Genomic DNA, 14,147 nt, shown 5'->3' with positions numbered 1-14,147 from the left:
AAATTTGGAAAGTATATTATGCTGTGAACAAATTAAAGGCTTAGTCGGTGAGACTGTAAAAGTAAATCTTCGTGGACCAGAGAGTCGAGTGGGGGTACTTGTATCGTTAGGAAGAGATTACCTTACATTACAACTTCCTCTTGGTGAATTAGTATATTACCAATTGAAACATGTGAAGAGTCTAGTTAAGAAAGTGAAAGAAAGTAAATGTGGCGATGGCTATGTTTCATGTTTCTGCTCTGATGATGATACTTTCGTCGATGTATTACGTGACTTGAAGTATAAGTGGGTAAAGATTAACCGTGGCGGCCCAGAGTGTGTAGAAGGCCTATTAAGTGAAGTGCATGAAGAATGTATTACGCTAGTAAACGGTGATGAAGTTATTTATATCATTAATTATCATATTAAGAGTGTGAGTCAAGTAGTGAAATGTAAAAAGAATGAAGATGAATAATGTTTAATAAATAAGAGGGGCATTATGAGGGAAAGAGAAGAACAATTTCTTATTTCGATAGTATGAAAAGGAATTACTTACTATTAAGACAGAACATTGCCCTGATTATTTTTTTGAAACGGAAGATAGGAAAGCTGAAATTCATAGGAAGGAGGATATAGATGAATGAGTTAAACAAAAGTATTGGGGAAAATATATATGTTAAATTAATCGGTGAAAAAAGGTTTAAAGGTATATTAATAGACGTAGGAAATGACATTATTGTTCTTTACAATGGACAAGACTATGTATATATATCTTTATATCATGTACAATACTATAAATTTTTAAGACCACATGACGAAGACATACTAAAACCAGATGTTGATTCTGTAATTAAGAGGGAATCCCCTTCAATTTCTTTGAGAAAAGTATTAAGTACTTCTAAAGGGATTTTTACAGAAGTTTATGTAGCAGGAAATGCTCCAATACATGGTTATGTTACAAGTGTGATGAACGACTATATTGTTTTTTATAGTCCGGTTTATAAAACGGTATATATATCTTTAAAGCATTTAAAATGGTTAATTCCGTATAAAGAAAACCAAGTACCGTATGCCCTCAATAAAAATGAACTCCCCGTAAATCCGTTAAATATTACATTAGCTAGAACATTTGAAGAACAGCTTATTAAAATGACTGGGAAAATTATGGTGTTTGATTTAGGTGAGGAGTCCAATAAAATTGGAAAAATGGCGAAAATTGATGAAGGTCATATTGAAATATCAAAAGCACGTGATGCAAAAATGTATGTGAATATTCAACATGTAAAATCCGTCCATTGTCCGTAGATTAGTTGGAAGGGCTGGCTTTTTCTTTTATATGCAGAAGAAAAGGTCGAGCCTATTTGTTTTAGTTTAATTTGGAGATGAGGGGAAAATGAATTGAATATAAGCATAGTATAGTGTGATTTTTTAAAAGGTAACTTTGCACTAACTTATAAACATTGTGTACGAGCTATCTTATTATATATTCAATTTATTTTTTGAGGAGGAGCTGCTCAACTAATTTATTAAAGGGGTTTTGTTTGTGGAGCAGTTTCCTAATTCGTTATCAATTACATTGCTTGGTAGTGCTGGTGGAGCAGCAAAAGCAGTTTTAGCAATTTTAAATCAAGCGATAGCAAATGAAAAAGATCCAATTTATGAAGTATTAAAGAATGCCAAATTTCATTTGGTGGATATAAAACAAAAAGATAGGACTTATTATGATGAGTTGTTTTCGAATCTGAAAGGTCAATTATATTTATATGAAATAAACCTTCAAAATGTAGTGGAATTTAAACAACATTTAAAAGAAAAAAGAACGAGTGTTGTGATTGATGTTTCAGGGGCAGATACAATTAGAGTATTAAGCTGCTGTAATGAACTAGGAATTTGTTATATTAACTCAGCCTTGGAAAATGAGGCAGTAGATCAGGACGATAGCTTAATTGGCTTTCAGCTTACGGAAAGATATACAAGGTTTGAGAAGGAGAAAGAGAAATTTACAAATACAAAAGCGATTATAGGTTCAGGTATGAATCCAGGTGTTGTTCAATGGATGGTTGTTGAGCTTATGAAGGAACGACCAAATGAAAGGCCAAGAGCATGTTATATTGTAGAACATGACACGTCATTTTTGAATGATACAGCACTTATAAAGCCACATACACTTTATGCTTCATGGGCAGTAGAGCGATTTTTAGATGAAGCAATCTGGAGTTATCCGATGTATATGAGCCATCATCGTCCTCTTTACTTTTATGAAGATGTATATGCTTCAGAGTATAAAGTGAAGTTAGGAGAAAAAGAATTCTATGGTTGTTTAATGCCACATGAGGAAGTATTAATTTTAGGGAAAAACTTTAATATGGAAGTTGGTTTTCTTTACCGAATTAATGAGTATACAACAAATATAATTAGACAGAACTTAGATCAAGTAGAAGATTTATGGAACTGGAATCGTAAAGTGTTTAATCCAGCGGAAGAAGAGGTTGCTGGAGAGGACTTGGTCGGTGTGTTACTCGTTTATGAAAATAGTGAGACATATATGTATAATGTGATGAATAGTAGCCAAGTTTTTCGTAAATATAAAACGAATGCAACGTATTTTCAGGTAGGGTGCGGGATTTATGCGGGCTTGTCCAGTTTACTTTTAGATCAATTTGAACAAGGTGCTTATTACGTTGAGGAGTTGTTATTAAATACAGAAAGTAAGTACGGTGAGTATTTAAATTTATATATGAAGGATTTTGTAATAGGGCATAATAATTTTACGGATGGATTGTTACATGACAGGGTAAGATGGATGTAAGTTGTTACCAAAAGGAAGGGGAGATCTCCTTCCTTTCATTATTATAAGGTTAAATATTGCCCTGAAAGCAATTTCATACTTATACTTTAAGGAGATAACAATGAAAGTTTTTTGTATCGATCAAGGGGAGTTTTTATATGAATAAATACAAGAGCTTGATTTATGAAGAAAGAAGAGCCTTAAAGGTATTTATATTATTATTTTATATTATATTCTTTTTATATGACGCTATATATTATTTTGTATATCCTGCTATGAATATTAGTGGAACAGCGGTAGGTTGGCCAGAAGGTAGTCTTGGGATAGGTGTGCCTATATTTGTAATAGCATTATTTCCTATTTCTATATATCTTCAAAAAAGAGGGTATGTATATTCTGTAAAATATTTATTTTTATTTGGGTACATGTTTATCAATCTTGTGAATAATTTAATGATTTATTTGCGAACGGATAGACCTTTTGAACATGGTAGTATGGTAGAAATGTTATTAATTTTATTTGCTCCAGTTTTCGTGAATAGAAAATACTTTTATTTAGTGTCCTTTAGTGTAATTGGAAAGTACGTATTTTTCACATTGCTATTACAAGATTTAAAAGTGATAATTCCACTTGTTTTATGTGTATTTTATTTCATTATTTCACATTCTTTATTAAAACGATTTCAATCTTATGTAAGAACAGTGGTTGAAATGATGAACAATATGAAAGAGACGGAAAATTTAGCTGTGATTGGGACTATGTCTACAACAATTGCTCATGAAATTCGAAATCCGTTAACAGCGTTAAAAGGGTTTACGCAAATGCAAAAAGAAAGAAATCCAACTGATACGATGAGCTACGACATTATGCTACAAGAAATTGAAAGAGTCAATGGATTTGTTAGTGAATTGATGTTGTTAGGAAAACCAAAGCCAACAAATTATGAAAGGTGTAATATACGAGACATCCTTCTATATGTTGTGCATCTAATGGAAAGTTATGCAACGCAATATAGAGTTAAATGTCATTTACAAGTAGATGGGAATTTACCGGCTATAAACGGTGATGATAAGCAATTAAAACAAGTGTTATTAAATATCATTAAAAATGGAATAGAATCAATGCCAGAGGGTGGAGAAATTCATATCCGTGCATATCAAAAAACGCAAGGACATTTGTGTATTTCTGTTGAAGACCAAGGATTTGGTATAGAGAATGAGAAGTTAGAAAAAATTGGCAAGGCGTTTTACACAACAAAGGAGACTGGTACAGGACTTGGATTAATGATTACATATAAAATTATTAAGGAACATCAAGGGAGTATCACGATCCAAAGTAGTGTAGGAGTAGGAACGAAAGTAGAAATTTTTTTGCCGACCTTTTAATGTATTGGGAGAAAAGATTTTTCAGAAAAGTGTTCTTGTTGTGTAAATATAAACATTTTATAAAATGTTTCAAGAAGGGTTTTTTTTATAAAATACTTCGTTTATAATGGAGGAAAATATCGACATGAGATTGATTGCTCATGTAGCGGTTCAGTAGTGTTATGAAAAGATAAGAAGGGGTGCACACGCATCCTTTTTTCTATGCAGATATTATGAAAGAGGTGGTATGATGGAATTAACATTAAATTCGACTGTATGTTTACACACGATTCAATTTCGAAAAGAGCAAAAGAATTATATTGTAAAAGATACAATTACAGGAGAAAAATATGAAATGCCGCCACTTTGGATTGATGCATTGGCAATGATGCGTGACGGTTTTTTATTGGGGGAAATTGAGGAGAAATTAAAAGAAGAGTATCCATCCGAAGAAGTGAATATGTTAGCATTCACGAGGCAACTGTTAGAACTAGAACTTGTTGAAATGGTAGATGGAGAAGAGATAGCTTGCACAAAGAAGAAAGAGATAGATTGTTTAGCTTGGGTGCGTCCTCGTGTGGAACAATTCTTTCTTAATTTAAATAGAAAATATAGAAGCAAAGACCAGTAGTGGCCTTTGCTTTTTTTATAGGCTATGTTTAAAAAATAACAGCAAATGCTCTTGCGAAAGCACCGTCACTATTTTTAATTTTTAAAGGTGCTGCTGAGAAAAAGAAACGTTTTTCTTCGATAGCATCTAGATTTGTTAAGTTTTCAATTAAGTAAATATCATTCCCTAGTAATATGTGATGAATCGGTGATGTTTCTGTTGTGACTTCATCAGGAGAAATGAAATCTAAACCGATAGATTTTACTTTTAATCGCACTAGTTCTTTAGCTAATTCTTCAGAAAGATAAAATGCTTCCTTCTCATAAGCTTCTGTATTCCATTTTGTGGATAGATTAGAATGAAAAATAACAATATCACCTTCTTTTATGTCAGTATTATGCAATACTGTCTTAGGTAATTTTCGCTCTTGAATATGTGTTACATCTATAAGAACAGCTTCACCTACAAATTGATCCAGCGGTAATTGATCGATGGTCGTTGCGCCTGAAATAAAATGCGCAGGAGCATCACAATGCGTGCCAACATGAACGACAGAATGAAAATCTGTAACTTGATAGCCTGATTCTTCAACACTTGTAACAGCTTCTAGTTGTATTTTAGGTGTTCCAGGAAATTGAGACATATTATTTTCAAATGTTTGTGATAAATCAATTACTTTCATTTTACATACCTCCAATATATGTTTTTCAAATAATAAAAAGCTCATCCTTCAGTATCAAGAAAGATGAGCTTTACATGCTAGTTGAGTTTTATCTTCCAAAATGCATTGCATTTTGCAGGAATTAGCACCTATTCAGTTTGTATAAACTGAGGTTGCTGGGCTTCAAAGGGCCGGTCCCTCTGCCTCTCTTGATAAAGAAGTATTCAGTTTTTAAAATCGGAATTTTCCGATAGTTAAATTGTAATTCATTTCCTTTTTGCGTGCAATACAAAATAGGTATTCACCCAAATAAAGCTGCTCGCATATTGTAGCTTATGTAAATAGAATGCTGCGAAGGAGTGAGTGCAGTGACAGGAAATGTATTAAATTATTATGCTGGTGGTAATACAGCTAGGGGATTTCACAATTTATACGAAGAGAATTTAAAAGGATTAGACAGATTATTTATCTTAAAGGGTGGCCCAGGAACGGGAAAATCTTCTTTAATAAAGGCAATAGGTCGTGAATGGATTGAAAAAGGATATGATATTGAATTTTTACATTGTTCTTCTGATAATAAATCGGTTGATGGTGTAATTATCCCAAAATTAAAAGTAGGAATTGTTGATGGGACATCGCCGCATGTTATTGAGCCAAAAATGCCAGGAGTTGTTGAAGAGTATATAAATTTAGGAATTGCTTGGGACTCAGATAAACTAAGAAAGCAGAAGTTAGAAATTGAAAGATTTGTTTCAGAAGCAAGCAAAGCTTTTCAGTCTGCTTACGCACGTTTTAAAGAGGCATTGGTTATACATGATGAGTGGGAGAAGATATATATTGATAATATAGATTTTAATAAAGCAAATGAACTAACCAATCAGCTAATCCAGAAATTATTTGCAGATAAAAGCGGGAGACAATCGCTTGTAAAACATCGTTTTTTAGGAGCTGCTACACCGAAAGGAGCAGTTGATTTTGTTCCTAATTTAACAGAAGGGTTACCACATCGTTATTTCATAAAAGGGCGCCCAGGCTCTGGAAAATCAACGATGCTCAAAAAGTTAGCTAAGGCAGCTGAAGAAAAAGGGTTTGAAGTTGAAGTATATCATTGCGGATTTGACCCGAATAGTCTTGATATGGTTATCGTAAGAGAATTAGGATTTGCAATTTTTGATAGCACCGCACCACATGAATATTTTCCAAGTCGCGAGGGTGATGAAATTATTGATATGTATGCCCTTATTGTTACGCCAGGGACGGATGAGAAATATGCGAAGGAAATTCGTGATGTCTCCATTCAATATAAAGCAAAAATGAATGAGGCGATGTCTTTCTTAGCGAAAGCAAAATCGGTTCGTGATAAATTAGAACGAATTTATATTGCTGCTATGGATTTTTCAATAGTAGATGCATATAAAGAGGAGATTCAAAAAGAGTTTGAACGAATTGCTGCTACTGTAATTGAACAGCAACAATAGACGTTTCATTAGGCTGTCAGTAATTTCTGACAGTTTTTTTAGTATGTAGTAAAATTAATAGTGTATTGTCGAATTTCCAAGGAAATAATCAAAAAATGGAGATGTTATGAAATGAGAGAGAAAATCGAGTTGGAGTTAGAAAGAATTGAAAAAGAGAATGATGTAAAAATTTTATTTGCGGCGGAATCAGGGAGTCGTGCTTGGGGGTTTCCATCGAAAGATAGCGATTATGATGTTAGGTTTGTTTATATACATCCGGTAGAATGGTATTTATCAATTCATGACAAACGAGATGTAATTGAATATCCAATTAGTGATGATTTAGATATAAGTGGTTGGGATATTAAAAAGGCGTTGCAACTATTCGCGAAGTCGAATCCTGCTTTACTTGAGTGGATTCGATCACCAATTTTTTATTCGAAAAACTCTAATTTTCCAGAACTACTTCAACAGATGAGTGAGAAGAATTTTGATCCAAAAGCAACGATATATCATTATTTACATATGGCGTCGAAAAATTATCGTGAATTTTTGCAAGGTGAGAATGTAAAGCTGAAAAAGTACTTTTATGTATTACGCCCCATTTTAGCTTGTAAGTGGCTAGAAGAGAAAACGACTTTACCTCCTGTAGAATTTGACCGATTAATTACAGAATTATCATTAGAACGTAGCGTATTAGATGAAATTGAAAAGTTGTTAATAAAGAAAAAAGCAGGTACTGAATTAGATGTTGGATTGAAAATTAAGGTGCTAAATCAATTTTTAGAAGAACAAATTCATTACTATCAGCAATATGTAAAAGGAATTGAAAAGGGATCAGGAATCGATATTGAGAGTTTAAATACATTGTTTCGAGATATGTTGTTTGAAGCATATGAAAAAGAGCACAAGTAAGTTTGTGCTCTTTTTATTTTGTAGGAATGAAGAAAACAGATATAGCTGCGATAAAACCTGCAAAGGAGAATAAGTAAAAATTCCATGCTAAGTCATATTGCATTGTCATAATAATACCGACGAGAATTGGGCCAGCAATTGCACCAACTCGGCCAAGCCCCAGTCCCCAGCCTAAGGAGGTAGCTCGGATATGTGATGGGAAGTATTGTGTTACATATGCATTTAATATTTGAGTAATACCGACTGATCCAATACCAGCAAGGCCAATTAAAAGATAAATGATTGTAACAGATGGTTTGATTGTTAATAGTCCGATACATATGGCTGCCATAAGATAAGAGATGCTAATAACAATTTTTGCTCCTATACGATCAGCAATTGCTCCAGCGAATAATGCGCCGATAGCTGCGGTAATATTTAGCATAAGTAGAAATGACAGACTAGACCCAAGAGGATATCCTGCCTGGCGCATCATCTGTGGTAACCAAGTGTTTAAACCATATATTAAAAACATTCCCATTATATAAGTGATCCAAAAAAGTAGCGTTGCTTTTATGTATTCTTTTGAGAATAAAGTAAAAAATCCATTTTTCTTTCGTATAGTAGATGGGTCTTGATGAGTTTTATCTTTTACATGAAATTCAATTTGAAAACGATTAAGAATTTGGTTCACTTCTTCTTGGCGATTACGTGATAATAAAAATTGAATGGACTCGGGTAAATAGCGAATAATGAAAGGAATGAGGAGTAGTGGAATCATTCCGATACCAAACATAATTCTCCATCCGAAATCTTCTAACATAAGCATGGACAAAATAGCACCTAACACGATACCTAAAGGATAGCCAGTAAACATAAGAGCATAAATAAAAGATTGCCTTTTTTTTGGTGAATATTCAACAGTAAGTGCTGAAGCTGTTGGGATAACACCGCCTAATCCGATTCCTCCTATAAATCGAGATAATCCAAATAACTCAGGAGAAGGAGCGATAGCCGCTAAACCCATTGTGATAGAAAAAAGTGCTAAACAGCATATAAGCGTCCATTTACGCCCAATTAGATCTGTAATCGTTCCAACTAGAATAGCTCCAATAAACATCCCAAATAAAGCATAGCTTGCAATTGTACCAGCATGCGCTGGTGATAGCGCCCAGCTTTTGTCTTCTAGGAGCTTTGGTAGAACGGCACCGTAAATACCTAAATCATATCCATCAGCTAAAATGGCTAGCCAACAAATAAAAACAACAAGTTTTGTAATAGAGCTTGGAAAGATAGTTTCTGTAGATTCTAGATGAGGTGGAGCTGAAGGTTGCATAATATTCACCCCTTTTAATTTGTAGATGAATATATTATTTTATTTAATGTTAATATTTTCCTCCTTGTGTCGAATTTTATCTGAAAAGGGTTTATAACAAATAAAGAAGTTCAACAGTAATTTTGTTGAACTTCTTTATTTGTTTACTCATTATCAACTCGTTTTAACGGTTGGTCTGCTGGGCCTTCAAGAACGTCTCCCTCAATTGAAAAACGAGAACCATGGCAAGGGCAATCCCAAGTACAATCACCATTATTCCATTCAACTTCACAGCCGAGATGTGTACAAGTTGTATCGACGATATGTAATTTTCCTTCTTTGTCCTTATAAGCACCTGCTCGTTTACCGTTAACATGTACGACAGATCCTTCACCAACTTCGAGATCTTCTGGCTTACGTAATGCGGTTTCAATCTTTCCTGCAATTAAATGTTTCGCAACATCAATGTTTTGGGAGAGGAACGTTTTTATATCTGGATTTGCATGGAAGCGTGATGGTGCATACAGTTCTTTATAGGGACTGTGAACTTTTAGGATGGAGTCCTTCAGTAGGTGAGCGGCAGCAGTTCCAGTTGTCATTCCCCATTTGCGATATCCAGTTGCAACAAATATATTTGGATTTCTTTCGTTAATATGTCCGATATAAGGAAGCTTATCTAGAGTAATTAAATCTTGTGCTGACCATCTATAAGGAACTTCATCTATTCCAAAAGTGGCTTCAGCAAAAGAATAGAGTGCTTCATAATGAAGCATCGTATTTATTCCCTGACCTGTTTTATGACTCTCTCCGCCAATCAAAATTAATTTTTCTCCATTGTTTGTTATATAGCGTAAGGAGCGCTTTGGATCATCAATACTTAAATACATGCCACCTGGATACTCCGTTTTTGCTTTTATTGCAAGAGCGTAGGAGCGTTCTGCGTACATTCGCGTAAAGAAAAAGCTATTCGCATCATAAAAAGGAAAATGTGAACAAGAGACGACATATTCACAAGTGATATGATGGCCCTCTTTTGTAATTATTTGTGAATAATCGCCCTTTTCCACATCCATAGCTGTTGTTTGTTCGTAGACCTTTCCGCCCATCTCCACAAACTTTTCTAAAAGTGTTTTTAAATAAAGAAGGGGATGGAATTGTGCTTGATTTTTCATTACAAGCGCAGATTGTACTGGAATAGGAATCGATAGAGATTGAACATAGTCACAAGGTATATTTAATTTTTGATAAGCTTCATATTCTTTCGATAAATTTCTTAATCCGTTATCAGTAGTTGTATATAAATATGAATCTTCATTTGAGAAATTACAGTCGATTTTATATGTTTGAACAGTTTTATTTATGAATTGTAGAGCCTGATTATTTGATTCATAGTAAAGCAGGGCCTTTTCTACACCGAAATGATTTATTAATTCATCATAAATAAGATCATGTTGTGCTGTTACTTTCGCTGTTGTATGCCCAGTCGTTCCATTTAAAATACGACCAGAATCAATTAAAACAACATCGATGCCTTCTTTTGCAAGTAAATAGGCAGTAGTAATACCTGTAATACCAGCACCGATAATAGCAACTTTCGTCTTTATATTTTCGGATAAACGAGGGAAAGTAGGAAACTGAGTAGATTCAATCCAATAAGATAGCGGCAGTTGTGGAAATGTATCACTTGTCATTGCGGAAACCTCCTGATTTTAGAACAATTTTCCTTTTAATATTTCCATATTATATGAAATTCATGTGTGTTGTTTTAGAAGTAGTCTATTTTTATTAAAAGAGGTTATAAATTATTTTAATATAATTAATTAGGTGGGGCATTATGATGTAGTAGGATTTATATAAAACTAAATTCAAGTGATTCTGTTTGTTGATTACATAGGGAGTTATTGAATGAGATAGAGTCTATGGCGTTTAAGAAAATGTCTATATATAGTGGGTAAATCCTTATGGAATCTATACATTTTCTTTAGTGAAATAAAGTATGATTATAAAAATATAACCAACTTTTATTACTAGGTCATAAAAGGTGTTGACAATATAGAAATTCTATTGTTATGATTCATCATGTGGAAAGGTTGATAGAGAGTAAAAAGAGAAATGTTTTTCATTGATAATAAAAGCGAAAAATAAGTGACGATAGAGTGAGTATATTTTCCTTATAATAGATGCTTTTTGGATCATCTAGTAAAATCAATCTGGAAGCAAGAATTGATATATGTAAGTTGCGCAAGGCGCGGCATAAGAAAGGAGCAAAAGGATGAAGGAGCTTCATACGTTTGGGTGGTATGCAGCACGTGTATCACCACATTTGCCGAAAAAAGCATTTAAACCAGTGCCTACTCGTTTATTTGGTGGACTGGCTTATTTGCTTGTGGCATTGGCGGGGTTAATATCGATTGGTGTATTTGAATTGAATGTGTGGGCGAATCTAGGAATTGCGATTGTTCTTGGATTATGTTTTGCTTCACTAGGATTTTTAGGGCATGAAATTTTACATGGAACTGTTGTAAGAAAGGCATGGCTTCGTGACTTCTTAGGCGCGATTGCATTTATGCCATTATCAACAGGGCCAAAGCTTTGGAGAAAGTGGCATAATGCAACGCATCATGTTCATACACAGCATGAAGAGAATGATCCAGATGCATGGCCGACACTTGAGAAACTTAAGAAGAGTAAGTTTTTGAGTTGGGTATATCGTATGCCTTTACATGTACGTTCATTCTTTAGTTTTCTGTCACTAACAATTCAATTTACATTGCATTCGACTCGAATGTTCTTTCATTTTATAAAAGAGTTCAAGTCATCCAATCAAAAATCTGTATGGCTTCAACTTCTTTTGCCTTGGACAGTTTGGATTAGTTTATTGTTTATTATGGGACCTGGAAAATGGTTATTTGCATATGTCATTCCGTTGTTAATTGCTAACTTTATTGTAATGGCATATATCGCAACAAATCACCGCTTAAATCCAATTGTTCCAGTAAATGATCCGTTAGCAAACTGTTTGTCAGTAACAGTGCCGCGCTGGGTAGACGTTTTACATTTCAATTTCTCATATCATACAGAACATCATCTGTTTCCCGCTATGAGTTCTAAATACTATCCGTTAGTAAAAGAGAAGATTAAAGAAATGTGGCCGGAACGCTATCATGAGATGCCGATGACAAAAGCTTTGGCAGCGCTATGGAATACACCACGTGTGTATTATCAAGGAAGTGAATTAGTGGATCCGCATAGAGAGCATTTCTATGGTTCTTTAGGAAATGGACTAGATCCTCATAATATTTCATATCGTGAGGAACATATAGAAGAAGAAAAGAGTATTAAAAAAGTAAATCAGTAAAAATTAATATATTTTTGCAATGAAAAAGCAAGCCATCTCAGGCTTGCTTTTTCTTATAAAGAAACTTCCTTTTTGTTCCTTTTATGGACTTGGACGGAGTTAGTTTCTTTTCGTTGTAGTCGTTTTTCTAAAAGATTAACAAAATAAGTAAATAGAAGAACAAGTATGAGATAGTATGCACCAACGATTATATAAGTATCTAATTGTTGGAAATTACCTGCTGCAATTGATAAACCTGAACCCCATAATTCGGACATTCCTACATAAGCAACAAGTGAAGAATCTTTTAATCCGATAATAAATTGGTTTCCTAGAGGAGGAAGAGACAGACGAAATGCTTGTGGTAATATAATTCGTCGCATAGCTAAAGGATAAGGCATGCCTAAAGAGCGAGCTGCTTCTAATTGTCCCCGGTCAACGGATTGAATAGATCCACGGAAAATTTCCGTAATATATGCTCCGTTATGAATTGCTAAAGCGATTGCACCTGCCCAAAAAGGGGTGAAAACAACAACGGATGTAATTCCAAAATAGAGAATGGCAATTTGAACAATTAAAGGTGTACCACGAATAATAGCAATGTAGACATGAGCGATACTATTTAAAACTTTATTGTTAGAGATTCGAAAGAAAGCGAATAATAATCCAATTAATGAACCGAGTACTAGGGAAGTTAATGTTAATTGTAATGTGACAATAGTAGCCTTTAAGAGTGTGGGATAGGAAGAGATAAAAATTTCAAACATGCGTTTCACCTCATATTGTATAGATTTTAGTAGAGAATGAAATGCCCCACATAAAATGAACATTTAATCAGTGGGGCATTGTTTATAAATCTTTTGAATGGCTAACTTACTTCGTTTTTTCCTCTTCACCGAGAATATTACGCCCGAACCATTTTTTACTGATCTTTTCATACGTACCATCTTTAATGATTTCATCTAACGCTTTATTTACTTTCTCAACCATTTCTTTATCATCTTTGCGAATAGCAATTCCCATTTCATCAAGATTTAATGGTTTTCCGGCTTCTTTTATCTTCGATTTTCCTTCTTTTATCATACGTAGACCAACCATTTGATCCGTAATTACTGCGTCAACACGCCCAGGCTCTAAGTCCATAAGAGCAGTAATATCGCTGTCATATTCTGTGATTTGATCTGTATATTTTGCAACAAGATTTTTAAAGGTACTAGCTTTTACAACACCAATTTTCTTACCTTTTAAATCTTCTGGAGAAGAGATAGCGGTATTCTTTTTAGCCACAAAAATTTGGGCGCCAGAGCGATAGTACGGATTTGAGAAACTAACAGCTTTTAAGCGCTCCTCTGTAATTGCCATACTACCCAGTATTACATCATATTTCTTCGCTTGAAGACCTTGAATCAGCGTTTCCCATGGGTTTGTAACGGGCGTAGCCTTCATGTTCATCTTTTTAGCAAGAGCTTCACCGATTTCTACATCAAAGCCGACAAGTTTGCCGTCATTTTCTTTATAGTTAAAAGGTTTGTATAATCCACTCATCGCATAGCGAAATTCTTTTTCACTATTTGATGAAGTAGTAGAGCTTTCTTTGCTACAAGCTCCTAGTATGAAGGATGTACATAGTGTAATGCTCGCAACAATGGTTAATAGTTTTCTTTTCATAAAACCCCTCCTATATATTGATCATACGGATAGTTTTTTAGTATGTTATTGAAATATTTTATTTGGATGATTAG

General features: G+C 34.1%; 13 protein-coding genes and 1 riboswitch. Of the genes, 8 read left to right on the top strand and 5 right to left on the bottom strand.

Annotated elements, in window-relative coordinates; genetic code table 11:
- Window positions 1-4 precede the first annotated feature (4 nt).
- The 5 genes from ACTFRM_RS23970 to ACTFRM_RS23950 all read left to right on the top strand — a co-directional run bounded on the left by ACTFRM_RS23970 (window position 5) and on the right by ACTFRM_RS23950 (window position 4,762).
- Window positions 5-454: a hypothetical protein gene (locus tag ACTFRM_RS23970; protein WP_000443836.1), complete on the top strand. Its 450-nt coding sequence runs from the start codon at window positions 5-7 to the stop codon at window positions 452-454.
- Window positions 455-615: 161 nt separating this feature from the next.
- Window positions 616-1,284, top strand: a complete 669-nt coding sequence (locus ACTFRM_RS23965) for a hypothetical protein (RefSeq protein WP_001004268.1) — start codon at window positions 616-618, stop codon at window positions 1,282-1,284.
- A 238-nt stretch (window positions 1,285-1,522) separates the two neighbouring features.
- Window positions 1,523-2,788: a hypothetical protein gene (locus ACTFRM_RS23960; protein WP_000434719.1), complete on the top strand. Its 1,266-nt coding sequence runs from the start codon at window positions 1,523-1,525 to the stop codon at window positions 2,786-2,788.
- A 137-nt stretch (window positions 2,789-2,925) separates the two neighbouring features.
- The gene (locus ACTFRM_RS23955) at window positions 2,926-4,152 is read left to right on the top strand and encodes an ATP-binding protein (protein ID WP_001046103.1); all 1,227 of its coding nucleotides are present in this window, start codon (window positions 2,926-2,928) and stop codon (window positions 4,150-4,152) included.
- Between the two features lie 229 nt (window positions 4,153-4,381).
- Window positions 4,382-4,762 (top strand): hypothetical protein, encoded by a 381-nt coding sequence (locus ACTFRM_RS23950; RefSeq protein ID WP_000424116.1) that lies wholly within the window; start codon window positions 4,382-4,384, stop codon window positions 4,760-4,762.
- A 28-nt stretch (window positions 4,763-4,790) separates the two neighbouring features.
- Here the strand turns inward: ACTFRM_RS23950 and ACTFRM_RS23945 are convergent, their stop codons facing one another.
- Window positions 4,791-5,423, bottom strand: coding sequence for a cyclase family protein (locus ACTFRM_RS23945; protein WP_000862981.1), 633 nt, complete (start codon window positions 5,421-5,423; stop codon window positions 4,791-4,793).
- 85 nt (window positions 5,424-5,508) lie between these two features.
- Window positions 5,509-5,621: riboswitch (SAM riboswitch) on the bottom strand.
- 149 nt (window positions 5,622-5,770) lie between these two features.
- On the opposite strand from ACTFRM_RS23945, the gene ACTFRM_RS23940 reads away from it, so the two are divergent.
- Entirely contained in the window at window positions 5,771-6,880 is a 1,110-nt protein-coding gene (locus ACTFRM_RS23940) for a PRK06851 family protein (RefSeq protein ID WP_017657398.1), read from the top strand.
- 111 nt (window positions 6,881-6,991) lie between these two features.
- Window positions 6,992-7,774 (top strand): nucleotidyltransferase domain-containing protein, encoded by a 783-nt coding sequence (locus ACTFRM_RS23935; protein WP_440043633.1) that lies wholly within the window; start codon window positions 6,992-6,994, stop codon window positions 7,772-7,774.
- Between the two features lie 13 nt (window positions 7,775-7,787).
- On the opposite strand, the gene ACTFRM_RS23930 is transcribed toward ACTFRM_RS23935, so the two are convergent.
- Together ACTFRM_RS23930 and ACTFRM_RS23925 are read right to left on the bottom strand one after the other, a co-directional pair.
- Window positions 7,788-9,089, bottom strand: coding sequence for an MFS transporter (locus tag ACTFRM_RS23930; protein WP_063245432.1), 1,302 nt, complete (start codon window positions 9,087-9,089; stop codon window positions 7,788-7,790).
- 143 nt (window positions 9,090-9,232) lie between these two features.
- Complete coding sequence (locus tag ACTFRM_RS23925; protein ID WP_000199980.1) at window positions 9,233-10,759, bottom strand: FAD-dependent oxidoreductase; 1,527 nt, start codon at window positions 10,757-10,759, stop codon at window positions 9,233-9,235.
- Between the two features lie 581 nt (window positions 10,760-11,340).
- On the opposite strand from ACTFRM_RS23925, the gene ACTFRM_RS23920 reads away from it, so the two are divergent.
- Window positions 11,341-12,426, top strand: coding sequence for a fatty acid desaturase family protein (locus tag ACTFRM_RS23920; RefSeq protein ID WP_000661226.1), 1,086 nt, complete (start codon window positions 11,341-11,343; stop codon window positions 12,424-12,426).
- A gap of 53 nt (window positions 12,427-12,479) precedes the next feature.
- On the opposite strand, the gene ACTFRM_RS23915 is transcribed toward ACTFRM_RS23920, so the two are convergent.
- The gene (locus ACTFRM_RS23915; RefSeq protein WP_002025246.1) at window positions 12,480-13,235 is read right to left on the bottom strand and encodes an amino acid ABC transporter permease; all 756 of its coding nucleotides are present in this window, start codon (window positions 13,233-13,235) and stop codon (window positions 12,480-12,482) included.
- Between the two features lie 43 nt (window positions 13,236-13,278).
- The gene (locus ACTFRM_RS23910) at window positions 13,279-14,073 is read right to left on the bottom strand and encodes an ABC transporter substrate-binding protein (protein WP_000823765.1); all 795 of its coding nucleotides are present in this window, start codon (window positions 14,071-14,073) and stop codon (window positions 13,279-13,281) included.
- Between the last annotated feature and the right edge of the window lie 74 nt (window positions 14,074-14,147).

This window comes from Bacillus cereus group sp. MYBK227-1 (genome assembly GCF_051916325.1).
GTDB classification, from domain to species: domain Bacteria; phylum Bacillota; class Bacilli; order Bacillales; family Bacillaceae_G; genus Bacillus_A; species Bacillus_A cereus.
The sequence above is the reverse complement of the archived record's forward strand: the minus strand, read 5'-3'. Positions and strand labels throughout refer to the sequence as shown.